The following is a 25,341-nucleotide window of genomic DNA, read 5'->3' on the forward strand; positions in this document are numbered from 1 at the left end:
CCAGCAGGTGCACACCCTTGTGTCGAGGGGATTTATCCCCGCCGGGTTGCGCAGCAACCCCAACGCCGGCGACGCGCATTATCAGGCTTGGCTTGGTGGCGTGCAGAGGCTGCCGCGCAGCCCGACGGGGATAAATCCCCTCAGTTTTGTGTCGGTCAGCGATTGAGCGGCGAATTCGCTACCCAAGGAGCAGCAATGATTTTCACAGTATGGGTAGCGGTGCTCGGTGCCGTGTTGCTGACCCTGGCCCTGACGTCTTCCTACCTGCGCTGGATGCCGGTCACCACCTCGGCGATGTGCCTGGTGCTGGGTGTCGCCATCGGGCCGTTGGGATTGGAGCTGCTGAAGCTGGACATCACCGACTCGTCGGGCTGGATGGAGCACCTCACGGAAGTGGCGGTGGTGTTTTCGCTGTTCGTCAGCGGCCTCAAGCTGCGCCTGCCCCTCAAGGATCGGACTTGGCGTGTGGCCTATGGTTTGGCCGGGCCGGTGATGATCCTGTCCATCGTCGGCCTGTGCCTGGCGTTGCATTATCTGTTTGGCCTCAGTTGGGGCGCGTCGATGCTGATCGGCGCGATGCTCGCGCCCACCGACCCGGTCCTGGCGGCGTTGGTACAGGTCAACGATGCGCGGGATGACGACCGGGTGCGTTTCGGCCTGTCTGGCGAAGCCGGATTGAACGATGGCTCGGCCTTTCCCTTTGTGATCCTTGGCCTTTTGATGTTGCGCGAAGACGGCAGCGGCTTTCTCGGCGAGTGGGCCCTGCGCAATGTGTTGTGGGCCGTGCCGGCCGGCTTGCTGATCGGCTATTGGATGGGCCGTGGCATTGGCAAGCTGACCTTGTCGATGCGCATCAAGAATGCCGACAGCACCCTGTCACCCAATGACTACCTGGCCCTGGCGTTGATTGCCCTGGCCTATGTCGCCGCCGAGGCGGTCCAGGGCTATGGTTTTCTTTCGGTGTTCGCCGCCGGGCTGGGCCTGCGTCAAGCCGAGGTGCAGTCCACCGACGGCGACGCAACGCCGGCCGAACACCGGGTGCAACCCCTGGTGGGCCACGAAGCCGCGGATCCCCGGCAAGCCGTCCTGGGAGATACCGAGTCCCTGGACGAAGGCCAGGTGGCCGCAGGCGTGATGATGAGCGACATGCTGGCGTTCGGTAGCCTGGTGGAGCGTTCCATGGAAGTGTTCCTGGTCACGCTGCTCGGGGTGGTGCTGGCCAACCATTGGGACTGGCGGGCCTTGGCCATTGGCGCCCTACTGTTTGCCGTCATCCGCCCGTTGAGCGTCCTGGCGATGCCGTGGGGACGGCTGCTGGACGGGCCACAACGGCTGTTGATCGGTTGGTTTGGTATACGCGGTATCGGCAGTCTGTTTTATCTGTTCTATGCCCTGAACCATGATTTGCAGCCGCAGGTCGCGCAGCTGTGCATCAACCTGACGCTGTCGGTGGTGGCCTTGAGCATTCTGGTTCACGGGCTCAGTACACAGCCCACATTGGCATGGTATGAGCGCCATAAGAAATCGAACTGAGCCTTGGCCTCAACCTCCGGGATTGGTCACCTGGATAAAGATCGAATACCCCCCAAGGAGCACCCAGAACGTGGCAAAGATCCACGGTGTGCGCACTGAAAACAGCAGCGACTTGCGATAACCCTTGTGGGTCGACTCCCGCTCGCTGAACAGTGGCGAGTCGTCGTAGGCCAGGCCCATCAGTGGTTCGGCACGCAGCAATTCGCTTTGCTTGAAATGCCAGTGATCAATGATCTCGTAGGCCGCGCGAATGCCCGGCCAGGCATTGAGCGAACTCAAGAACCCCAGCAAGGCCAGGAATGGCGGCACGATCAAGGTGAACAACTTGCCCCACTCCGGGTTCAGGTTGGCCATGCACGAGGCAAAGGCGATCACCAGGAAGGATTGGGCGGCCAGGTAGGCATCGGTGCGATTGGCCAGAATGCTGGTTTCGTACTGGATTTCCCGGCGATAAAAATCCAGCCGCTCCTTGGGGGACCCGAACAGCTTGGCGTTGTGTTCGGTGAGTTCAGCTTCCGGGGTTGGGCCGGTGAGTATTCTGGGCATTGCGTGGGCTGTGCCTCGATGATGATTCGGACTCGTTAGAAGAGCCCGATGCGGGGCAAGTTCAAGCCAATGGACCGGAGGCCGAAACCGCCCCCCTGTGGCGAGGGAGCAAGCGCCCTCGCCACAGGGGGGACATCAGATCCTGTTACTTCATCGTCTGCCCAATAATCTGCACCAGATCAATCTGCTTGAACGGCTTGGTCAGCCGTGGCAGTTGCGTGGCGAAGCCTTCCAGGCGCTCGGCGTAACCGGTGGCGAGGATGATCGGCAGGGTCGGTTGCTTATCACGGAGTAATTTCGCCAACTGCGCGCCGTCCATCTGCGGCATGGCCATGTCGGTGATCACCAGGTCGATGTCCTGATTGTGTTCATACAGCTCCAGCGCCTGTGGCCCCGACGGCGCGCAAAGGACCCGGTGCCCCAGGTCTTCGATCAACAAACGGGTGGAGGTCAGCACCAGGCTGTCATCGTCGACCACCAGTACCAGCAACTCATGCACCGGCTGCGATGCCGGCTCTTGGGTTATTGCTTTGTCTGGCGCCGAACTTTCAGCCACCGGTAGCCACAACTCGGCGATGGTGCCTATACCTTTCTGGCTCTTGAGCGTCAGGCGGCCGCCCAATTGCTCGGCCAGGCCATGCACCATGGACAATCCCAGGCCGGTCCCCTTGCCAACGCCCTTGGTGGTGAAGAACGGGTCCACGGCCGAGGTCAGCGTCTGTTCATCCATGCCCTCGCCTTCATCGGTGATCGACAGGCAAATGTAGCGACCGGGGGCCATTGGCTTGTCCGGCCCGGCCTCGCTACCCAGGCGTTCATCGGCGGCAATCACAATTCGACCGCCGTGGGGCATGGCGTCCCGGGCATTGGTCGCCAGATTGAGGATCGCCAGCTCCAATTGGTTGACATCGGCCCACACCGGCGACAGCGCCTCGGCGAAGTCGGCCTGGATGTGTATCGAAGGGCCCATGGAGCTTTGCAGCAGGCCGCTGAGCCCTCGCACCAGCGCCGACAACTCGACCGATTCGGACGTCAGTTTTTGCCTGCGGGCAAACGCCAGCATGCGCTGGGTCAGCGAAACACCACGCATCGCGCCCTGGGTGGCATTGTCCAGCAATTGGGCAAGTTTAGGGTCACAGGGCATGCGCTTGCGCACGATCTCCAAGTTGCCAAGGATCACCGTCAGCAAGTTATTGAAGTCATGGGCGATGCCGCCGGTGAGTTGGCCGACGGCCTGCAGCTTCTGGGACTGGAACAGCGCTTCACGGGTCTGTTCGAGGGCCTGCTGCGCCTGAGTGGCGTCAGTGATGTCACGGGTGATCTTGGCAAAACCCAGCAGCGTACCGGTATCGCTGCGGATCGCATCGATGACCACGTGCGCCATGAACCGCGTGCCATCCTTGCGCACACGCCAGCCCTTTTTCTCGAAACGCCCGACGCTGGCGGCGATGCTCAGCGCTCGCTGTGGTTCACCGGCGTCGCGATCCTCTGGGGTATAAAACATCGAAAAATGCCGGCCGATGGCCTCTGTCGGAAGATATCCTTTGATCCGCTGCGCGCCCTGGTTCCAGTTGGTCACCTGGCCGTCCGGGTCGAGCATGTAGATCGCGTAATCGGTGACGCTTTGCACCAGCAGGCGAAACTGCTGCTCGCTTTGCTTGAGGGTTTCTTCGGCCATCTTGCGATCGGTCAGGTCGCGGGTGATCTTGGCGAACCCGAGCAGCTCGCCGCTCTGGCTGTCGATGATCGGGTCAATCACCACGTGGGACCAGAACAGCGTGCCGTCCTTGCGAACACGCCAGCCCTCACCCTCGAAACGCCCCTCGCGCACGGCCGTGTCCAGCGCCCGTTGTGGCAGGCCATCGGCGCGATCCTGGTCGGTGTAGAAGCGGGAAAAATGCTGGCCCAGGATCTCGGCCTCTTCATACCCCTTGAACCGTCGCGCCCCAGAGTTCCAGCTGGTGATGATGCCCGTGGGATCGGTCATGTAGATGGCGTAGTCAACCACGGCGTCGATGAGCAGACGAAAGCGCTGTTCCTCATTAGCACGTGTGGTCTTGATGACATTCTCAAGCATTTTGGCCGGGGCATCCGTGTGGATTTTTGCGAAGTATGAGGCAAGCGCTGCATCAGGAAAAACTATTGGTGGGAGGGCGAGTTGTGCGCCTCTTGAGTAACTGACCACCAACTCGGCAACAAGTGCTGCACCCTCGCTTCGCCGAACCGATCATCAATCAGCATCACCACCCCGCGATCCTGCTGGGTGCGGATGACCCGACCTGCCGCCTGCACCACTTTCTGCAAGCCGGGATACAGGTAGGTGTAGTCATAGCCGTCACCGAAAATCGCCGCCATGCGCTGCTTCATCTGCTCATTGACCGGGTTGAACTGCGCCAGCCCCAACGTGGCGATGAACGCACCGATCAGGCGCGCGCCCGGCAAATCAATACCCTCCCCGAACGCCCCGCCCAGCACCGCAAAACCAATGCCCTGGCTGTGCTCCATGAATCGTTCAAGGAAGGCCTGCCGAGGTGCTTCGCCCATGCCGCGAGATTGCGCCCAGGTAGCAATCTGCGGGTGCCGCTCGGCAAACAGTCCGGCCACCTGTTGCAGGTAATCGAAGCTGCTGAAGAAGGCCAGGTAGTTGCCGGGACGCTCGCTGAACTGTCGGGCCATTAAGGCGACGATGGGCTCCAGGGACGCCTGGCGATGGGCAAAACGCGTGGAAATCCGACTGACCACCTGGACATCCAACTGTTCGGCCTGGAACGGCGACTCGACATCGATCCACACCGTATCCGCCGGCGTGCCCAACAGGTCAGCGTAATAATGCCGAGGGCTCAGGGTCGCGGAAAACAGCACGCTGCTGCGGGCCGCCTTCAGCCTCGGTCGCAGGAAACCGGCCGGCACCACGTTGCGCAGGCACAGGGTGGACAGCTTGCGCTGCCGGCCAGATTCGCGGGTATGGATGTCGAACAGAAACTGCTCGTCGAAGGCTTCCGCCACCCGGCCAAACTGCAAGGCTTCGAAGTAAAAACCCTGCAATGCGCTGTCCAGGCCCTGGGGATGGTCATTGAGGTAGTCGCCGATGGCGGTGGTACAAGTGGCCAATGCCTGGAGCAGTTTCTCCGGCGGTTTTTCATACGCCTGATAAACCGCCACCTGCGCCCCATGCAAAGCGTTCCACTGACGATTGACCCGCTCCAGGGATTTCTTCAACGGTTCAGGCGCGGTCTTGCGCACCGCTGCCAGCGTCGACTGGTCAAGCGTCGCGCTGTACATCTGCCGCCCCCGCTCCACCAGATTGTGGGCTTCGTCCACCAGGGTCGCGACGGTCCAGCCATTGGCCTGGGCCAGGCCGAAAAGCAAGGCGCTGAAGTCGAAATAATAGTTGTAGTCAGCCACCACCACGTCCGCCCAACGGGCCATTTCCTGGCTGAGGTAATACGGGCAGACTGAATGGGCCAGGGCGATATCGCGCAACGCCGCCTGATCCAGCAACGTGACCTGGCTCGCGGCCGCCCGGGCACCCGGCAGACGGTCATAGAACCCGCGGGCCAGCGGGCAGGACTCGCCATGGCAGGCTTTGTCCGGATGCTCGCAGGCCTTGTCCCGGGCGATCATCTCCAGCACTCGCAACGGCATCGACGGTGCACTGCGAGTGATGACCTGGGCGGCATCCAAGGCCAACTTGCGCCCCGGGGTTTTCGCCGTAAGGAAGTACACCTTGTCCAATTGTTGTGGCGCCAGGGCCTTGAGCATCGGGAACAGCGTGCCAACGGTCTTGCCGATCCCGGTGGGCGCCTGGGCCATGAGGCAGCGGCCGGTGCTGACCGCCTTGAACACCGACTCGGCCAAGTGCCGTTGCCCTGGCCTGAAGCCGGCATGGGGAAAGACCAGCGCCTGTGCGCCGCGGTTGCGTGCCTGGCGGTGGGTCATTTCCTGTTCGGCCCAGGCCAGGAACAACGCGCACTGCTCTTCAAAAAAAGCCTGGAGTTGCTCCGCTTCGAAGTCTTGGGTGAGGCAGGTTTCCTTTTCGCTGACGATGTCGAAATACACCAAGGCGACATCGATGCGCGGCAACTGTAGTTTTTGGCACATCAGCCAGGCGTAGATTTTCGCCTGGGCCCAATGCAACTGGCGGTGATTGGCCGGTTGCTTGCTCAAGTCACCCCGGTAGGTCTTCACTTCTTCGAGGCAGTGACGGGTCGGATCATAACCGTCGGCCCGGCCTTTGACTTTCAACGTTTGGTAGTGGCCTTCGAGGCTGACTTCAGCCTGGTAACCCTCGCTGCGCCGTGAGGCCACGGTGCGATGGCCAGCAATGCCTTCCAGGGCCGTCGGCGACGGCGTGAAGCGCAGGTCAAGGTCGCCCACCTTGGCGGTGAACTCACACAGCGCCCGCACGGCAATGGTGTAGCTCGGCGTCGGGCTCATGCGCCCTGCTCCGCCCATTGCACGTAGCAAACGGCGACGGGCATCTGGTGTTCCTGGCAGAACTCCAGCCAGCGCAGTTGATTGTCTTGCAGGCGATCGCCGGGGCCTTTGACTTCGATCATCCGGTAGGTCTTGTGCTGCGGCCAGAACTGGATCAGGTCCGGCATGCCGGCGCGGTTGGCCTTGATGTCCAGCAGCAAGCGGCTGAACCAGTGCTTGAGGTGTTCGGCCGGCAGGCAAGCAAGGGCCTGATTCAATAGTTCTTCGGACAACGCGCCCCAGAACACGAAAGGCGACTGCACGCCCCACTTTTCGACGAAACGGCGGCCGATGGTGTCTCGATAGCGGCCATCGTCCAGCTCGGCGAAACAGGCTGCGAACAGCTCGGCGCGGCGGGCATGGAAATCTTCGCTGAGCAAGTCGACCGGTCCGCGCTGGAACGGGTGGAAAAACGCCCCTGGCAACGGCGCAAAAATCGCCGGCCAACACAGCAGGCCGAACAGCGAATTGATCAGGCTGTTCTCGACGTAATGCACCGGTGCGGCTTCGTCGTGCAAATGGGCCTGGACGTGATACTCCACTGACAAGGCCGGATCGACCCGCGGCAGTTGCAGGTCCAGCCGCTCCATCTCCCGGGCCATGGCTCGCGCTACCGGCGGCCCGCCGAGCTTGCGTCGCAGCCGGGGCACAATCCTGAGCAGCGCCTGGGTTTCGGCGGCACTTTGCGGCGATTGCACCGCCGCTTCGCCCAATTCAAGAGCCAGGGCGTACTCGCCAATGCGCTCCAGCACGCGGATCATTCGCAACCGTGCGCCGGGATAACTACAGCCGCGATAGATGCACAAGGCCAAGGTGAAGTCGCCGATACGTTCGCCATGCTGACCGATCTGAAACAACAACTTGCCCCGGCGCCGCTCCAGCCACGGATTGTCCAGGGCCAGGGCATTGACTTGAGCGACGATGTCTTCAAGCGGGTCGCCGGCTTCGAAGCGCTGCTTACATTGGTGCAGGAACAGGTAGGCGTCGACGTCCTCGCGGCTGCGCAAGCCGCGGGACTCAGCACTGAACTCAACGGTTTCGTAGGTGAAAATACCCAGGTCCGCCAGCACGAACTCCGACCAGTCCTGGTAGAGGTTGCCGAAGAACATCAGCCGCAATCGGTCGCAGAGGTTCATGATCGTCAGGCTGTACAAGCGGTCTTCAAGCTGCGGACACCAGGCACGAAACGCCTGGGGTTGACTGAAATGGCCATCGAGGGACTGGAGCCATTCGGTCTTTTTCGCCTTGGGTTGTTCGATCAGATGGCCCAGGCACTGGAGGATTTCCGCCTTGAGCAGCACGTCGAACAGCTCGACAAGCTCCAGGGGCGCCTGTTCCTCGACCCAGCCCAGCGTCAGCAAGGGTTCGACGGCGGTGCCGATGTCACCGATTTCCGGGTAATGCAGCTTGCTATGGCGGAACCTTGATCCCTTGCGCATCACCATCCGCACCAGCAAGCCCTGGGCCGCACGAGGCAACGTCGCGAAGTCATCGATAAACCGCTGCTCTTCAGGGCTGAGTACATCGGCATAGCGTTGCGCCAGCCAGGCGAGCACTCGCTGAAAGTTGTTCAGGTAGTAAAAGGGGTCGTCGAGCGGATTGGCTGTCAAGGAGAGAAGCGCCACGGATGCTGAAGTACTGGTTATGCGTACAGATAACAGCTACGACCGGCCCAGGCAACTGCAAAAGATGAGCGGTCTCCTAAATTTAGAGGTGAAATCCCTCGTTCATCGATGAACTTTCCTACGGCAAGCGAGACCAATGGCGGTTGACTAAGATGATGGCGTGGTCGAATCAGCTGTCCACGTACTTTTGATTGAGAGGTTATGGATATGAACATCAGGTTTTTGGGCTTGCCCCTGGCCGCCGTAGCATTCCTGGCTCTGGCCGGCTGCGCCTCGCCCACCGTGGTGACCTTGCAGAACGGTACCCAGTATTTGACCAAGGACACCCCAAATACCCGCACCGCCGACGGCTTCTACGAATTCGAAGACATTTCCGGCAAGAAAGTCCGGGTCCGCGCCGATGATGTGGCGACGATTCGCCAGGAAGACTGATCCTGTGCGAGCCCTCTCAGAGGCTCGCGTTCAAATCCTGCATTCACCCACCTGTGGGAGCGGGCTTGCTCGCGAAAGCGGTATGTCAGCTTGCATCCATGCTGAATGTGCCGCCGCATTCGCGAGCAAGCCCGCTCCCACACTGGTTCTTGGGGACTCACAGATCCTGGGTTCCCCCCGATGTCAGGCGAACACGATGCCTTCGCCTCCCACCTGCCCCAAACCCACACCCACCAGGGTCACGGAACTGTCGCCGACCTTGAGCAGTGTGTCGCTGCCCACTTGGGTCATGTGCTGGCTGTAGTCGTAACCCGCCCCGGCGCCCTGGACGCCGAGGAACACCAGTTTGTCCCCCGCCTCATAACCGCTGATCCGGTCCTGGCCGAACGCCCCGTTGAAGATGAAGGTGTCGTTGCCGCCGCCTGACTGCATCAGGTCATTGCCCGCGCCGCCGACGAAGGTATCGTGGCCCGCGCCACCCATCAGCACATCGTTGCCGTCATGGCCGAACAACCAATCGCCGGTCGCCCGGGCCTGCAACGTATCGTTCGCCGCGCTGCCATTGACCGAGGTCGCATAGGCCGTCAGCTTGCCGCCGGCCAGCAAGCCATTGGCGGTGACACTGTGGCTCACCTCGTCCTTGAGCAATCCCCAGAACAATCCGGGCTCTTTACTGACAACCGTGCCGATGTCGCGAGTGATGCTGATCCCGCCATGGGCATCGCGCATATACAGCGTGCCAGCCCCATCATTGGCAAAACTGAAGTTTTTCACCGACTGCTGCAGTTGCAAGCTGTTGCTGCCCTGCCCGCCCACTATCACGTTGTAGCCACCGCCATCACGAAAGGTATCGTTGCCAGCGCGGCCTTCCAGGTAGTCGCTGCCTTGGCCACCCTGGATCAGATCATTACTGTCGCTGCCAATGATGAAGGTGCTGCCGGTGTGGCTCTCGGCGTTGCGGTTGAGGTCTTGCACCCACGTATTGCTGCGCGCCGGGTCAGACAGATTGGCGACGATGATAGTGGAATCCTTTTCGGTGAGGTCGTAGAACGCCGAGTCGAGGATCCGGCCCATGCCATCGCCATAACCGGTGGGCAGGTGGGAAATCCAGGTGGGGATGTTGAGGATGGAAAACGGCAGCACGTTCCATGTTGCCGAGGCGTAGTGGTCGTTGAAACTGACGATGTTGTTAGTGGCCGATTCCTGTTGCCCATCGTGCACGCCCACCGACGAGAGATTGAACGTGGAGCCGTCCAGGGCGCGGAATACCGGGTCGTTTTCGTAACCGATGTTCAATACCTTATCGGTGCTGCTCTGGGTTGGCGAGGCATAGGCGATGTAGTTGGCGCTGTCATAGAAGCCTGACCATTTGCTGGCGCTCAAGTCCGCCAGGCTATTTACCGCGAGTCCGCCCAGGCTGTGACCGCTCACCAGCACGTCCTTGCCCGTCAGGCCATTGGCCTGGGCAAACTTGGCGACGTCTGCGAGCAGGTTACCGAAGGCCTCGCCAACGTAGTTCTTTGCGTAATCCTTCGGTCCAAAAGCTGCCAGTAAATCGCTGATCACGTCGCCAATGGAGTCGCCAATCAAGTTTTCCCGTGGGCCACTGGTACCGCGAAACGACACACCGATTTCCTTCAGCTGCCCATCGGCGTCGTACTTGCCAAGGATCTCCACTTGCGCGGTGGTGTAGCCGGCCTTCTCGCCGAAGAACGTCCCACGTCCATCCACCTTGCCGGTGTAGCCCAGTTGCGTGGCACTGATGGGCGTCCAACCGGCCTTCTGCACCGCTTCCAAAGCGAGCTTTTCCGAGTCGGGGTTCCACGGCACGCCGGGAATCACCCCTTGGGAATCGGTGCCGCCAAGCAGCGCGGTGACCAGGGTCGCCGGCAGGCCTGCGCCAAAGCCGTTGTGCTGATACCCAGCGGCAAAACCGTGGTCCAGGTTGTGATAGGAATACAGCATGATCGCCATCGCATCGCTGACCAATGCTTTGGACTCAAGGGTGCCGAGGTTCTTGTAATCGTAGATACCCATGGTTGTTGCTCTCTTTTTGTTGTTGGAATGCTAAAACCAGGTTGTAACCAGCTCCCTTGCCACAAAAGCAATGGATCACTGTGTTCGGGACACAAACGCCTCATCCACTTTCGCCAGGTCCTGGGGCCCCAAGGTGCCTGCGTAGTAATGCAATTTGGTCCAGGCCATGAGGTAGTCGTAGCGGGCCTGGGCCAGGTCGCGGCGGGTGGTGTAGAGCTGTTGTTCGGCATTGAGCGCGTCGAGGTTGACCCGCTCGCCGCCAAGGATGCTTTGCCGGGTCGAGACCACCAGCGCTTCGGCGGAGCTCAGGGCTTTCTGGTAGGCCCGCAGTTTGTTCACGCCTGAAACGCAGGCGCTGAACTGACGGCGCAGTTCGATCAGGGTTTCGCGGGTCTTGGCGTCCAGTTCGTACTCGGCCTGTTCCATGCTGCGGCTGGCCTGGCGGGTCGAGGCCGAAACGCCGCCACCGGCGTACAGCGGCACGCTGACTTCCAGGCCGATGGTGTTGGTGTCGTAGCGTTGGTTATAGGTGTTGCCACTTTCCGACTCGTTCTGGCGCATCGTCGCGTAGGCGCTGACTTTGGGCAGGTGCCCGGCGCGGTTGCGTTCGACCTCGAAGCGCGCCACGTCCACGGCTTGCCGCTGGGACGCCAGGTTCGGGTTGTTGCTCACCGCCAGTTCGTGCCAGGTGTCGAAGTTGGCTGGCTGCAGGGCGAAGGTCTGGAAGGTGTCATTCAGGGGCGCAAGGTCGCCGATGTCCAGGGCCGGGACGCCAATCAGCGCGCCAAGCTCACGCAACGAGGCGTCTTGCTCGTCGCGGGCCTCGATTTCCTCGGCGGTTGCCAATTCATAGCGCGACTCGGCCTCGAGGATGTCGGTGCGCGTGCCCTCGCCTTGGCGAAACATGTGCTCGTTCTGGCGAAACTGCTGTTCGAAAGCTTTTTTCTTGGCCTGGGCGATGTCGATCTGGTCCTGCGCGAAAAGCGCCTGGGTGTAATAGCTAAGCACCCGCACCAGCAGCTCCTGGCTCTTGCCGCGAAAGCTTTCATCGGCGAACAGCGCCTGGGCCACGCCTTTGCGGTAGGCCGCATAGGCTTCGTAGTCCAGCAACGGTTGTTGCAGGGTCAGGCTAGAGCCATAGCTGCTGTAGTTGCGGTCATCATGCTGGCTGGCGCCGCGTTCGTTGAGATAGGTGACCTTGGATTTGTTGCGGCCTTTGTTGTAGCTGTAGCCCAACTGTGGCAACAGCCCGGCGCGGCCAATGGCGCGGTTTTCCAGGCCCGCGTCACGCTCCTTGATCGCTCCCAGATACACCGGGTCATTGCGCAACGCCTGTTCGTAGACCTCGAACGGGCCCATCGCCCAGACGTTATTGCAGACAGCCGCCGTCAACGCGGCGAGCCAGTAAAAGCGCTTCATACCCACAGACATCCTTATTCTTCGGTCAACGCAGAGCCGGCTCGGTCGAGCAACGGTTTGAACAAGTAGTTGAGGAGCGAGCGCTCGCCCGTGCGCACGAACATCTCCGCCGGCATGCCAGGCTTGATCACCAGGCCGTTGAGTTTTTCCATCGCCACGTCGCTGACGCTGCTGCGCAGCACGTAGTACGGCGCGCCGGTTTTCTCATCGAGCATCTGGTCGGCCGACACCAGGCTGACCTCCCCCGACACCCGTGGCGTGCGGTTCTGGTTGAACGCGGTGAACAGGATGTCCACCGGCAAATGGGTGCCGACCTTGTCGATCAGGTGCACTGGCAAGTGCCCTTCGACCTCCAGTCGCGTGCCTTGGGGGACGATTTCCAGCAAGGTATCGCCTTGGCGCACCACCGCGCCTTCGGTGTGTACCCCGAGGTTGACGGCGATGCCGTCGGCGGTGGCGAGGATTTCGCTGTGTTGCAGCTCGAACCCGGCGGACTTCAGTTGCTGTTGCAGGGTTTCACTCTTGAGCTGGGCCTCGGCCAATTGGCTGCGCACTTCTTTCTGGTATTCCTCGTTGTGTTGCTGCAGCTTCAGCCGGGACTCGACGATGCCCTGCTCCACCCGCCCACTTTCGCCGCTGTTCTGCGCCAGTTCCTGCTGCACTTGCGACAGTTGGCGTTGGTAGTCGAGCAAGCGGTTGCGCGGGATGTAACCGTTGTCCGCCAGGGGTTGCAGGTTACCCAGTTGCAGGCGCAGGGAGTCGGCCTGGGCACTGAGGTCACCGCGGGCCCGGCGCATACCCGCCAGTTGTGCCGTGGCACCTTCGATATTGGCGCGCAACGCGGATTGTTCCCGGGCAAACGCTTCGCGGCGGCTGCTGAACAGTTGCCGCTGGCCTTCGAGCACCAGCGCCAGTCGCGGGTCCGGGTCTTGGCTCAGTTGCGTCGGGAAGCTCACTTGCCCAAGGTTGTCCCGCTCGCTTTGCCAGCGCGACAAGCTGGCCCAGGCCATCCGGTACTGGGCTTGCAGCGATTGCACGTCGGCGGCGGCCTGGGTCTGGTCGAGACGAAACAACGGCTGGCCCTGCTTCACCGCCTCGCCTTCACGCACCAGGATCCGGCTGACCACACCGGCACTCATCGACTGCACGGCTTTGCGCTTGCCGGACACCACCACGGTGCCCTGCACGGGTATGCCCTGATCCAACGGCGCCAGGCTGGCCCAGGTGAAAAAACTCCCCGCCCCCACAATCGCCAGTACCCAGCCCAGACGGGTGAAAAACCGCGCGCCGTGTTCGGGACGCTCGAGGATTTGAGAATGTTCGAGGTTCATGTCGCGATCCTTGCTCATGCGCCGCTGGGCTTGTTGGCAGTCTGGTACTGACGGCTCATGCTCAATCCGTTGGGTGTTCGGTCCCGTTGTGGCGTCTCCGATTGGCCAGACAGCGCCCGCAGCACTTCCTGACTCGGGCCGAAGGCCTGCAGCCGGCCTTCGTTGAGCACCAGTAGCTTGTCGGCCTGGGCCAGCGCCGAGGAGCGATGGGTCACCAGCACGACGCTGGTGCCTTGTGCCTTCATTTGCGCGATGGCACTGGCCAGCGCCGCTTCACCGACCGTGTCGAGGTTGGAGTTGGGCTCGTCGAGCACCACCAGGCTCGGTCGGTCGTACATCGCCCGGGCCAGGGCCACCCGTTGCTTCTGTCCGCCCGACAACCCACTGCCGTCCTCCCCCAACACCGTGTCGTAGCCTTGGGGCATGCGCAGGATCAGTTCATGCACACCGGCCTGTTGCGCGGCGGCGACAGTTTTCTGCGGGTCGGCTTCGCGAAAGCGGGCGATGTTCTCGGCGATGCTGCCGCTGAACAGCTCGATGTCCTGGGGCAGATAGCCGATGTGCGGGCCGAGCTGCTCACGACTCCAGCGGTGGATGTCGGCCCCATCGAGCCGCACCGTTCCCCCCAGCGTCGGCCATACGCCGACCAGCACACGGGCCAAGGTGGATTTACCGGAGCCCGAAGCCCCCAGCACCCCGAGCACTTCCCCGGCCGCCAGGCTGAAGCTGACCTGCTGCAACGTCGCGTTGCGTTGCCCCGGCGGGCCGGCGCTCACCTGCTCGAAACTCACCTGGCCCTTGGGCGGCGGCAATGCCATTGCATCATCCTGTGCCGGGTAAGCCTGCAACAGCGCATCGAGACGGCGATAGGCGAGCTTGGCCCCGCTCCACTGCTTCCACACGGCAATCAACTGGTCGATGGGGCTCAGCACCCGGCCCATCAGGATCGAGCCGGCAATCATCATCCCGGCGGTCATCTCGCCCTTGATCACCAACAGCGCGCCCAACCCCAGCACCAGGGATTGCAGACACAGGCGCAGGGTTTTGCTCACGGAGCTGATCACCGCGCCGGTGTCGCTGGCCTGGTTCTGCAGGCCGAGAAACCGCGAGTGCACGGCAAACCAGCGGCTGCGCAGCGCGTCGAGCATGCCCATGGCCTGGATGGTCTCGGCGTTGTGCAAATGGCTGGTGGCCAGTTGGCTGGAGCGTTGCGAGTAGACGCTGGCCTGCCCCAACGGTTTTTTGGTCATGAGTTCATTCAGGCAGGCCAGGCCAATCAACAACAACGTGCCGACGGTGGCGAACACGCCGAGCCAGACGTTGAACAGATAAATCACCAGCAGGTAGATGGGGAACCATGGCGCGTCGAAGAATGCGAACAATGCGGGTCCGGTGACAAACTGGCGGACATGGGTCAGGTCGCCCAGGGACTGCCCGGCATTGCCCTCGCCCTGGAGCAGATTGCGCTCGAACGCCGCCTTGTACACCTGGAGATTGAAACGTCTTTCCAACTGACTGCCGATGCGGATGACAATGAAGCTGCGCACCATTTCCAGCAACCCGATAAACACAAAGAACCCGACGACCATCAATGACAGCATCGCCAGGGTAGTTACGTTTTGTGAGGAAAGCCCTCGGTCATACACCTGCAACATATAAATCGACGGTGCCAACATCAGGACATTAATCAGTGCAGTAAAACAACCGACACTGATCAGAATGTTTTTATAAGCGCCCAGCGCTTTAAATAACGGTATGGCGACAGCGCCCCGATTCTTAGTCATGGATCTTCCTGCTGTTGGCTTCGCCGGATAACCGGCTGTTATGCACTACCAATCTTTAATTATTAAATCGGCCCCGTCCGACGCGCACGCCTGATTGAACATACGCGTCTTGCCTTGCGGCAGATGTAACAATTTGTTAACGGTCTGTCGGGCGCTTATTTTGCTCAAGCCTGAGTATCAGGCCGGATTTCAAAGTGACCTGGTAGTGATGTTCCTTACGCAATCCCAGATGCACTCTCGAGTTCTGCCTGCCAATCAGGGAAAGACCATCGGGTTCGGTAAACCAATGGACCGGTTCATCTCCCAGCCAGTGGCCCAGGCACTCGGTTTGCCCACCCAACGTCTGGTCTGCCCTGAGTTCGATGAGGCAAGTGTTGGACGGTTTGTCCTGCAGCGCCTGGGTTTGCCCGTCGTTCTGCGGGTCCGACAAAATGGCCAGCCACTGACCGGCCAACTGTGAAGGTTCTGCTAACAACAGGCTGCGCGCCATGACGACTTCTCCACAAAACATCATCAATGTAGCGAGTAACCAGGCGGTTGCCTGGGCGCTACCCGACATTAGATATCTATTCATCTCACAATCCTGACCGGTGACCTGCAGGAGCTGGCGAAGCCCGCGATCTTTCCCCTGCCACTTGGGTTCAAGCGAAAGATCAAAAGATCGCAGCCTGCGGCAGCTCCTACAGGGATCGGTTTATCAGGCCACGATATCCGAGACCGCTGCCTGGCCGACGGTGCTGACCAGGAAGTCAGCCACGCCATGCCCGGAGAAGTCCACCGACAGCAGGCTGTTGCCACCGGAGGTCGACAGCACCGCATCGCCTGCCGCACCGGTGAACGCGTTCACGAAGTGCAGGCCGGCGCCCTTGGTGATGCCGGTCAGGTCGATCTTGTCCAGGCCGCTGACAAAGTCGAGGATTTGATCGACAGTACCGGGTCGCGAGTCGGAACTGGCGGCGAACACGAAAGTGTCCGAGCCCGAACCACCCCACAGTTTGTCCGCACCCCCGGCGCCCCAAAGAATATCGTTGCCGGCCCCACCCTTGAGTTCGTTGGCCACCGAGTTGCCGATCAACAAGTCACTGCCCGATCCGCCGATGGCGTTTTCGATGACTGCGCCCTGGGCGATGGAGACATTACCCACCATGCCACCAACGTCGGAGAACGAGGCGCTATTGAGGTTGATTTTCTGGTTCTGGGTGAAACCGGAAAAATCCAGGGTGTCGCGACCACCGGCATCCCAAACCGAGAACACCACTTTGTCCGAGGATGAGGATGCGCTGTAGAAGTCGCGACCGGTGTTGGAGTTGAAGCCGTAGGTCGAATCGCCGGTTCGGGTGGTGGTGTTGGCGCCGTAGAGCTTCTGGATGGCCGCGATGTCATCCATCAGCGGCCCCGACGCATAGGCCTCGACCCCGCCCTTGCTGAAGTTCTGGTCGGTATTGCTTTCACTCCAGTAGCTCATGATGCTGTAGCCACGGGTGTCTTGCCCGTAGGTAGCGTCATCGTAAGTCGGGCTGCCTTCGCCAGCGTTGTAGTCGCCGGGGTGGGCCAGGCCCAGGCTATGGCCAATTTCGTGGGTCAGGGTTTGGCGCCCGTAATTGTTCAGGTCCGGGTTCTTGTTCTGCGTGTAGCTGCTGTTGATCAGGTACCAGGACGTCCCGTCATAACCGGCGCCGGTCCCCGGCAAATAGGCAAACGCCGCTGCACCGTCCTGACCACCGCTGTAGTTACCGAAAGTCATGTGACCGTCGCCGCCGCTGGACTTCTCGGTGAAGGTCACGTTGGCTACGTCTGCCCAGGATTGCATGGCCAAGGCTGCCTGGCCTTTCTGCTGGGCACTGAACTGACTGAAACCGCTGATCCCGTGCTTGTTCATGGTACTCGAGGAGGCAGACGTGAGGAAGGTGTAGGTCAGCTCGATCTTGCCGCTGCCGTCCCGGTCTTGATAAGCCGCGCCGTCGCGCAGCAACTGAGTGGCCGCCTCGTCGACGGAGTACGACGGTTTGCCGTTGACGGTCAGGTCACCGCCGCGGTCGTATTGGTGGCTGAAACTATTGATCTGGTTGAATGCACTGCTGGAGGCCGCCAGGGGTTGCGGCGTCCAGAGCAGTTGTTCGGAAGAATCAATAGCGGTGGTTTTAGCTTTCGACATAAACACACTTCCTTGTTTGCAATGGAACAGCTTTAGTCAGACAGACAATCTCTGGCGAGATCGTCCTATCACTCGCCCAATGAGGACGTAAGAAAGCTGACACAATTGGAAATCAAACGTCTAGCGATTTTTTCCACTCAATTGCAGCACCAGGCCTTTAACGCCTATAAACAATAGGCTTCCCTGTCGTTAGTGCAGGTATTTAAATGACCAGACTGAAGATTGTCGGACAAAACTCTATTTAAATATTAAATATCGATAACTATCAATTTGTGCACGACATCGCACTTCCGCCAACTAAGTGCCAGCGAAATGCTACTAATGAATATCTACTAAATCTCTATGGTTTTGCGTGCACAGACTTCTCGCAAACAACCACGGAACCAACGATGTACCGGGTCGGCCTCCATCCGCGGATGCCAGAGCATGGCTATCGTGAAGGCCGGCACCGCAAACGGCAGCGCAAAACTGTGCATGCCGACGCGCAGGCTGGCGGTGTAGCGCTCGGGTACGCTGGCGATCAGATCGCTGGATCGGGCGAGCCCCAACGCCGAGGAAAAACCTGGGACGGTGGTGACGATTTCCCGTGACAGGCTTAACGACTCCAGGGCCTGGTCGATGGGCCCTTGATCCAGACCGCGCATCGACACGCCGATGTGCCCGCCCGCCGCGTAACGGGCGGCGCTCACCTCGGCCAGGCTTAGCGGGTGACCCGCGCGCACCACGCCAATCAAACGGTCACCAAACAACGCCTGGGTTCGCAACTCCGGGCTGGTGTCCTTGTTTACCACGGCCGTCTCCAGATCCACGCTGCCCTCGCGTAGCGCGGTGCTGTCGTTGTTGGTCTTTTCAACGAAACGCAGCCGTACGCCGGGCGCTTGTTCGTTGATGCGGGCGATCAGGTCGAGCGCGAAATTTTCCACAAAGCCCTCGCGGGTGCGCAGCGTAAAGGTCCGGCTCAACCGCCCAAGATCCGGGGCCTGCACCGGACGCAGCAGCGCCTGGGCATCCTGGACCAGTTGACTGACCTGCTCGCGCAATTCCAGCGCACGCGGCGTGGGCACCAAGCCCCGCCCGGCCCGCACCAACAAGGGGTCGCCAGTGGTTTCACGCAGCCGCGCCAGCGCCCGGCTCATCGCGGACGGGCTGAGGCGCAGGCGCCGAGCGGCCTTGGCCACGCTGCCTTCAGACAACAGCACATCAAGGGTGACAAGCAGATTGAGGTCAGGTGTAGACATTGCCGGGCCCTGGCGTGAATAGGTGGCGTTATATGCAGCTATAACATGCAAATGGTGCGTCTTCCGCCATGTTATGCCCAGGCGTAACGTTCTGATAGCCCCGTTCGGGCGCCGCAGAGAAAGAGGACATGATGAAGCCAGCCGATACGCAACAACACCTGCCGACAGCAATCGGCGAGCAACGGGTCTTTTCAGCACGCTGGGCGCTAGCCAGCCTTTCGCTCTCGACGCTACTGGCGTCCCTGGGCGCCAGTGTCGCCACCGTGGGCTTACCCGCCCTGACCCAAGCTTTCGATGCCTCTTTCCAGCAGGTCCAATGGGTGGTGCTGGCCTATTTACTGGCGATCACCACGTTGATTGTCAGCGTCGGGCGTCTCGCAGACATGCTCGGGCGTCGGCCGCTGCTGTTGGCCGGGATTACCCTGTTCACGCTCGCCTCGGCCTTGTGCGGCCTGGCTCCGTCGCTGGGGTGGTTGATTGCGGGCCGGGCGCTGCAAGGCTTGGGGGCTGCGGTCATGATGACGCTGACCATGGCTCTGGTCGGTGAAACCGTCGACAAGGCAAAGACCGGCAGCGCCATGGGGTTGCTGGCCACGCTGTCGGCAGTCGGCACTGCGCTGGGGCCCTCTTTTGGCGGCGTGTTGATCGCTCAATTCGGCTGGCAAGCCTTGTTTCTGGTCAACCTTCCCCTTGGGGGGCTGACGTTGTTGCTGGCATGGCGTTCATTGCCCGTCCGGCAACCGATGGCGAAGCTGGAGAAAACCCGTTTCGATGTGACAGGCACCCTGCTGTTGGCCGCGACACTGGCCGCCTATGCCCTGGCCATGACCTCGGGGCGCGGGGACTTCGGCTGGTCAAATATTGCGTTGTTGCTGGTGGCGATCCTCACCGCGGGGCTGTTCATCCTGGCGCAGAACCGGGTTGCTTCGCCGCTGATTCCCTTGGCCTTGTTTCGAGACCGGCTGCTGGTCTCGGGTCTGGCCACGAGTGCCTTGGTCGCGGCGGTCATGATGGCGACGTTGCTGGTCGGGCCTTTTTACCTGTCCATCGCCCTTGGGCTACCTGCGGCGCTGGTTGGGCTGGCACTGGCGGCCGGACCCTCCGTTGCCGCGATCGCCGGCATGCCTGCCGGGCGCCTGGCAGACCGGTTCGGCGTGCGCCCCATGCGGCTTGTCGGGCTGGCGATCATGGCGCTCGGCTGCCTGCTGCTGTCGCTGATGTCTCCGGCCCTTGGCGTAGGCGGCTATGTCGCCGCTATCGTGGTAACAACCCTCGGCTACGCGTTGTTCCAGACGGCCAACAACACGGCAGTCATGACGGAGGTTCCCGCCCACCGACGCGGCGTGATTGCCGGACTGCTCAATCTGTCGCGCAACCTGGGTTTCTTTACCGGTGCCTCGGTGCTCGGCGCGATATTTGCGATTGCCCTACCGACGAATGGCATCACTTACGCCACTCCGCAAGCGGTGGCAGACGGCTTGCAAATCACCTTCGCCGCGGCCCTGGCGCTGACGATTTTCGCAGCTGCCATTGCCTTGAAATACCGTGAGCCAGAGCCCTCGAATGAACAGCGGGACACCGCCTGCGAAGGATGATGGCATTCTGAGCACAGTTGCTTAGGTCGTGATGCAGATCAAAAAAACTGAACCAATCGCAAAACAGACTGAAAAAAGCCACATGACATTCATTATCAGGTGCTACTTTTAGTTCTCACTGGTAGAGCCATGATGGCTCTTCCTTCCTGACATGAGCAAAAGGAAGCGCTTGATTGAAGAAGGCGGGCAACATATGAATAAAGGATCTTTCAGCAAGGTTACGTTCCCCAACGCCTGCCAGCTGATGCGCTGGCACTTCCATCCCATGGGATTTGAAGCGAGCATGGACGCGCCAGGCAGCATGGTCGCCCGATTGTTTGACCGTGCCAGCGGCGAGACCATGATCGCCATTGCAGGCATCCCCTGCGCTACCGTGATGAACGCTCCGGATGTGGAACGCATAATCGAAGCAGTGGAGGCCGAGCTGGAAGCTTTTGTGCCACCGGTGGGTTTGCGACGGTTTGCCTCCTGACGCCCACATCGGTGTGATGCTGTTCATTTAAGGAAACGGCGCTTTTCCCATAGGGTAAGCGCCGTTTTTTTTTGGGGGGGTGGGTTGGGTGCATATCTGTTGCTGCGCTAAAGCAAGGCGGCCTGACAGCCGACCTTTTCTGAAGCGAACGCGTTCATTCTGTGGGAGCACCCGCAACCCGGTTACCTACGTGCGTGAACAGATTTGTAACCCATGTGGCTGAGTCATACCCGCGCACGGCGCTGGTCAGCAAAGAACGGCTTGCCCACCCCAATACGATCCGAAGCCTTGGGCACGTTAGCGCCCTGGCTGTCCTGACTATCGACATACCAATAGCAATGCTGCACCGCTCGGGTAATGCCCACGTACGCCAAGCGCAGAACTTCGTCTTTCTGTGCCGTGTCGTAGGGCTCAGCATCACCATCCTGCCCCAGCCCGGCCATGCGATAAACCTGATTTTTGTAGGGAGAACTGGTCATATGCTGGCAATCGCCGAGCAAAAACACCGCATCGGCCTGCAGCCCCTTGGCACTGTGATAGGTCATCTGCCTGAGGCGCCGTGCTTGGTATGGCAAGCTGGAATCTACATTAACTGTTGAGCTTATATGCTGTTGTATCAATAACTTATCACTACTTTTTCGATACAACATTAGGATCGAATCGCCCTTGCGGTAGTGCTCATCCAGCCGCTGCGCCAAGCCCTCGTCGTCGCGATCCAGTACGTTGACTGGGCTCAGCGAGCGGGGCTTGCCACTGGCCTTCGCCTTCTTGCCCGGAATCGCTGCTGCCGAACGGACGACATGCTCGGCGGCATCAATGATGTGCTGGTGGCTGCGGTAGTTGTCGGTGAGCATCACCCGGGTGCTCGTCGGCGACGGAAATTGCTTGTTGAACCCCATGAAATAGCTTGGGGAACTGCCGCGCCAGCCATAGATCGATTGCCAATCGTCCCCCACGCACAGCAAGGAGGAGCGCTGGGCAGCGCGCCCCACATGCATGGCCGGGCCACGGCTGCGCACCTCGCGAAGACTTGCGCGAAGCCAGGAGACAATCTGCGGCGACACGTCCTGGAATTCGTCGATCATCAAGTGAGACAAGGGGCGCAGCAGTGAATCGCTGAGCAATTTGAAGTTTTCCGGCGAGTGCTCGCTGAACAGCGCGAACATCCGGTTGTAAGTCATGACCGGTGGCGACTGATCGAGCAAATGATCTTCGAATGCTCGCCAGTAGCGGCTCAAGGCCTCGAAGAAATAGCGATCCGGGTCGTCCTGGGAAAAACACATCCGGCCCACCGCATCCGGCACGTCCAGGCCAAGGTTCTCGATAAAACCGGCGGCGGCAACAAAGCAATCGAGCAAGGGCGCCGAACCGAGCTCCCCCTTGACCTTGTAATCGAAGCCGGGACCCGCGCTGGCATCTCCGGCCAGCGATGCCAGTACACGCTTTGAGGCTTCATAACTTTCCAGCCATATCAGTGGCTTGCGACAGAAAGCTTGAAACAGGGTGCGCTTTACGGCCCATTCCGCACGAATGCTCAACTTGGCGCCCGGGCGGCTGATGCGGGCGTCTTCCCGCGGGTCGAAGCCCAGGATTACCCAGGCGTCCAGGGATGGGATGTAGCCGTGGCAATGGAATGTCGAACCATTGACATCGAACCGCTGGCGCTTCGGCTCGATGCCTTTAATCGGCCAGGCCCCGGCACGAAACCACAGGTCTTCGACGGCATCGCATAACGCTTCATCGCGTTGGGCGGCCAGCTCGGTCACGGCCACTCGCTTCTGCACATCCGGGTGGTCGCGTTCCAATTCCTTGAGCTGCAATGCATGCCGGGACAATGGCTTGATCAGCTCGCGAAAACGCTCATCACGCTGGTAGAGATTGTGATAACACGCGTTGAGCTGCTGGCGCTGGGCATCGTTGATGCGCAAGTCGAAGGGGTTGTCCTGAGCGTCATCATCAGCCGGGCCGGCCCGATGGCTCAGGGTCTCGAAGGCCTGCAGACGCTCAAATCCGGGCAGGCTACGGACCATGGGCAAGATGCGTGAATGGAAGGTTCGCACCAGGTCGCGAGCCTCCTTGAGACCGATGGTTCGTCCCCACAGGGCAAACACTTCTATCAGCTTCTGGATGAAGTCCTTTCGCGACTCGCGGGTAAAGGTCACCACGGTCATCGAGTCCAACTCGAAACCCAGGTAATGAGACAGCAGGACAATGCGCAGCACCAGGGTCGTGGACTTGCCCGCACCCGCTCCGGCCACCACCGAGGTCGCTGGCGTATCACTGAAAATCATCTTCCACTGCGCCGCGCTCGGCTGGGCCTGTGCCGGCAGCAATCGAGCAACGTCTGCCTTGATGCGTTTTTTCAGTTCAGCGGACAACGGCAGGCGCCAGTCGTCGAACAGCAGATCATCGACCTTCGGGGCCGGGTGCTCGGTACTGCGCGAGTCGCGAATCAACAGGACTTGGCGACCCTCTTCCAATCCTTCGGTTCTGCCTTCTTGGTAGCCATAATCAAAACCGGCGGTATGCCCACTGCGAAAGCCATCTGCCTGGCCGTGAAGCCAGGACGCTCGGTGCTGGGCGCGCAGGCGCGTCAGGCCATGACCAAAAAAACGCGCGGCCAGGCGCTTTAACAATGGCATCTGGGCCAGCGGCAACAGGTCGGGGGGAAGATCGGGAGTGTGTTGCGACACGCTAGGAGACTCCGGTGTTCTGAATCATGACGGCTATGGTGTCTGGATTTTCCGTCAGGTTCTACCAAAAATCTTTTAAGTCAGGGATTTAGGCGATGAAGTGAAAGTGATGTCGCACATTGACATCATCGCAACTTGCTCCCGAAGGGATACTCGCAGGAGTAATCACTGATAAATCAATAAGTTATATTCACTACTTCGAGAAAATTCTGCGACACGGATGAAAAGTAATTGCAGGGCCAGTGGCGAGGAAACAAATTTCCTCGCCACAAGCGCTTGTCACTTCTCGGTGATAGCAGCATCCACCAGGGTCTGCGCCTCAACCACCAGTTGCTTGAGGTGCGCATCGCCAATAAAGCTTTCGGCGTAGATCTTGTAGATGTCTTCGGTCCCGGATGGACGCGCCGCGAACCAGCCATTTTCGGTCATCACTTTCAAGCCGCCAATGGCCTGGTCGTTGCCCGGCGCATGGCTGAGGATGCTTTGGATCGTCTCCCCGGCCAATTCGGTTGACGCGACCTGATCCGGCGACAGTTTGCTGAGCAACGCCTTCTGCTGCGGGCTGGCCTTGGCATCCACGCGTACCGAGAACGGTTCGCCCAACTCAGCGGTCAGGGCGCGGTAGGCCTGGCTTGGATCGCGACCGGTACGGGCGGTCATTTCAGCGGCCAGCAGTGCCGGGATCAAGCCATCCTTGTCGGTACTCCACACGCCACCGTCCTTGCGCAAGAACGAAGCACCGGCGCTTTCCTCCCCACCAAAGCCGAGGGAGCCGTCGAACAGCCCATCGGCAAACCACTTGAAACCTACCGGCACTTCATAGAGGCGGCGTCCCAGGCGCTTGGCCACGCGATCGATCAGGCCGCTGCTGACCACCGTCTTGCCCACCGCGGCATCGGCGCGCCATTGCGGGCGATTCTGGAACAGGTAATCGATAGACACCGCCAGGTAGTTGTTCGGCGCAAGCAAGCCACCGGACGGCGTCACGATGCCATGGCGGTCATGGTCCGGATCACAGGCGAAAGCGACGTCGAAACGCTCCTTCAGGCCAATCAGCCCTTGCATGGCGTGGCTGGAGGACGGGTCCATGCGGATCTGCCCGTCCCAGTCGACGGTCATGAAGCGGAAGGTCGAGTCCACTTGGGTGTTGACCACTTCCAGGTCCAACCGGTAATGCTCGGCAATGGCTGGCCAGTAGCGCACTCCGGCGCCGCCCAGCGGATCGACGCCCAAGTGCAACCCGGCACCGCGAATGGCATCGAAATCAATGACATTGATCAGGTCCGCCACGTAAGTGTTGAGGTAATCGTGACGGTGGGTGGTGTCGGCCTTCAGCGCCTGCTCGTAGCTGATGCGTTTGACGCCGGCCAACTGGTTGGCCAGCAGCTCGTTGGCCTTGGCTTCGATCCACTTGGTGATGTGGGTGTCGGCCGGGCCGCCGTTGGTGGGGTTGTACTTGTAGCCGCCGCTTTGTGGCGGGTTGTGGGACGGCGTGATGACAATACCGTCCGCCAGGCCCGAAGTACGGCCACGGTTGTAGCAGAGGATGGCGTGGGAAATCGCGGGTGTCGGGGTGTATTCGTCGCCCTCGGCGATCATCACGGTAACGCCGTTGGCCGCGAACACTTCCAGGGCGCTGGTACCCGCCGGGGTCGACAGCGCATGGGTGTCGATACCCACGAATAGCGGTCCGTTGATGCCCTGGGCCTCACGGTACAGGCAGATCGCCTGACTGATTGCCAACACGTGCCACTCGTTGAACCCCAGGTCGAAGGAACTGCCACGGTGACCGGAGGTGCCGAACGCCACACGCTGGGTCGCTACCGAAGCATCGGGTCGGCCGGTGTAATAGGCCGTCACCAGTCGCGGGATATCGATCAACAACTCTGCCGGTGCCGGCTTGCCCGCAAATGGACTGACTGTCATGCAAAACCTCTGGATAGAGTGGCTCGGGAAATAGGATGCAGTTTACTGACAGTTCGACCATGGCGCGATGGGTTCGATC

17 protein-coding genes are annotated in these 25,341 nt (G+C 60.6%); 4 read left to right on the top strand and 13 right to left on the bottom strand.

Annotated features, from left to right (window positions below; translation table 11 throughout):
* Nucleotides 1-195 precede the first annotated feature (195 nt).
* Nucleotides 196-1,533, top strand: a complete 1,338-nt coding sequence (locus ACWNZ1_RS08895; RefSeq protein ID WP_456027564.1) for a cation:proton antiporter — start codon at nucleotides 196-198, stop codon at nucleotides 1,531-1,533.
* Nucleotides 1,534-1,542: 9 nt separating this feature from the next.
* Here ACWNZ1_RS08895 and ACWNZ1_RS08900 read toward each other — a convergent pair whose 3' ends face one another.
* The 4 genes from ACWNZ1_RS08900 to ACWNZ1_RS08915 form a co-directional block, all read right to left on the bottom strand.
* Nucleotides 1,543-2,079 carry a hypothetical protein gene (locus tag ACWNZ1_RS08900; protein WP_135845532.1) on the bottom strand — a complete coding sequence of 179 codons (537 nt, stop codon included), beginning with the start codon at nucleotides 2,077-2,079 and terminating at the stop codon, nucleotides 1,543-1,545.
* A gap of 145 nt (nucleotides 2,080-2,224) precedes the next feature.
* Nucleotides 2,225-4,156: a hybrid sensor histidine kinase/response regulator gene (locus tag ACWNZ1_RS08905; RefSeq protein ID WP_256452912.1), complete on the bottom strand. Its 1,932-nt coding sequence runs from the start codon at nucleotides 4,154-4,156 to the stop codon at nucleotides 2,225-2,227.
* Between the two features lie 62 nt (nucleotides 4,157-4,218).
* A complete protein-coding gene (locus ACWNZ1_RS08910) occupies nucleotides 4,219-6,516 on the bottom strand; it encodes an ATP-dependent DNA helicase (protein WP_135845534.1) in 2,298 nt (765 codons plus the stop codon).
* Nucleotides 6,513-8,165, bottom strand: coding sequence for a VRR-NUC domain-containing protein (locus ACWNZ1_RS08915; RefSeq protein WP_265072061.1), 1,653 nt, complete (start codon nucleotides 8,163-8,165; stop codon nucleotides 6,513-6,515). The genes ACWNZ1_RS08910 and ACWNZ1_RS08915 overlap by 4 nt, the downstream gene beginning before the upstream one ends.
* 222 nt (nucleotides 8,166-8,387) lie before the next feature.
* On the opposite strand from ACWNZ1_RS08915, the gene ACWNZ1_RS08920 reads away from it, so the two are divergent.
* A complete protein-coding gene (locus tag ACWNZ1_RS08920) occupies nucleotides 8,388-8,612 on the top strand; it encodes a YgdI/YgdR family lipoprotein (protein ID WP_135845536.1) in 225 nt (74 codons plus the stop codon).
* 183 nt (nucleotides 8,613-8,795) lie between these two features.
* Here the strand turns inward: ACWNZ1_RS08920 and ACWNZ1_RS08925 are convergent, their stop codons facing one another.
* The 7 genes from ACWNZ1_RS08925 to ACWNZ1_RS08955 form a co-directional block, all read right to left on the bottom strand.
* A complete protein-coding gene (locus ACWNZ1_RS08925) occupies nucleotides 8,796-10,649 on the bottom strand; it encodes a polyurethane esterase (RefSeq protein ID WP_135845537.1) in 1,854 nt (617 codons plus the stop codon).
* A gap of 75 nt (nucleotides 10,650-10,724) precedes the next feature.
* Entirely contained in the window at nucleotides 10,725-12,068 is a 1,344-nt protein-coding gene (locus ACWNZ1_RS08930) for a TolC family outer membrane protein (RefSeq protein WP_256452915.1), read from the bottom strand.
* Between the two features lie 14 nt (nucleotides 12,069-12,082).
* Nucleotides 12,083-13,417, bottom strand: a complete 1,335-nt coding sequence (locus ACWNZ1_RS08935) for an HlyD family type I secretion periplasmic adaptor subunit (RefSeq protein ID WP_256452916.1) — start codon at nucleotides 13,415-13,417, stop codon at nucleotides 12,083-12,085.
* A complete protein-coding gene (locus ACWNZ1_RS08940; RefSeq protein WP_456027565.1) occupies nucleotides 13,414-15,183 on the bottom strand; it encodes a type I secretion system permease/ATPase in 1,770 nt (589 codons plus the stop codon). The genes ACWNZ1_RS08935 and ACWNZ1_RS08940 overlap by 4 nt, the downstream gene beginning before the upstream one ends.
* A gap of 136 nt (nucleotides 15,184-15,319) precedes the next feature.
* Nucleotides 15,320-15,742, bottom strand: coding sequence for an AprI/Inh family metalloprotease inhibitor (locus tag ACWNZ1_RS08945; RefSeq protein ID WP_256452917.1), 423 nt, complete (start codon nucleotides 15,740-15,742; stop codon nucleotides 15,320-15,322).
* A 138-nt stretch (nucleotides 15,743-15,880) separates the two neighbouring features.
* Nucleotides 15,881-17,338 (bottom strand): serralysin family metalloprotease, encoded by a 1,458-nt coding sequence (locus ACWNZ1_RS08950; RefSeq protein ID WP_456027566.1) that lies wholly within the window; start codon nucleotides 17,336-17,338, stop codon nucleotides 15,881-15,883.
* Nucleotides 17,339-17,670: 332 nt separating this feature from the next.
* Complete coding sequence (locus tag ACWNZ1_RS08955; RefSeq protein ID WP_135845542.1) at nucleotides 17,671-18,576, bottom strand: LysR family transcriptional regulator; 906 nt, start codon at nucleotides 18,574-18,576, stop codon at nucleotides 17,671-17,673.
* Between the two features lie 131 nt (nucleotides 18,577-18,707).
* Here ACWNZ1_RS08955 and ACWNZ1_RS08960 point away from each other — a divergent pair, with 131 nt between their 5' ends.
* Nucleotides 18,708-20,171, top strand: a complete 1,464-nt coding sequence (locus tag ACWNZ1_RS08960) for an MFS transporter (protein WP_280944964.1) — start codon at nucleotides 18,708-18,710, stop codon at nucleotides 20,169-20,171.
* 193 nt (nucleotides 20,172-20,364) lie between these two features.
* A complete protein-coding gene (locus ACWNZ1_RS08965; protein ID WP_003201764.1) occupies nucleotides 20,365-20,643 on the top strand; it encodes a DUF1652 domain-containing protein in 279 nt (92 codons plus the stop codon).
* 224 nt (nucleotides 20,644-20,867) lie between these two features.
* On the opposite strand, the gene ACWNZ1_RS08970 is transcribed toward ACWNZ1_RS08965, so the two are convergent.
* Nucleotides 20,868-23,336, bottom strand: a complete 2,469-nt coding sequence (locus tag ACWNZ1_RS08970; protein ID WP_256452918.1) for a UvrD-helicase domain-containing protein — start codon at nucleotides 23,334-23,336, stop codon at nucleotides 20,868-20,870.
* A 279-nt stretch (nucleotides 23,337-23,615) separates the two neighbouring features.
* Nucleotides 23,616-25,262, bottom strand: a complete 1,647-nt coding sequence (gene pgm, locus ACWNZ1_RS08975; RefSeq protein ID WP_135845544.1) for a phosphoglucomutase (alpha-D-glucose-1,6-bisphosphate-dependent) — start codon at nucleotides 25,260-25,262, stop codon at nucleotides 23,616-23,618.
* Between the last annotated feature and the right edge of the window lie 79 nt (nucleotides 25,263-25,341).

The organism is Pseudomonas sp. CFBP 5748, assembly GCF_053850495.1.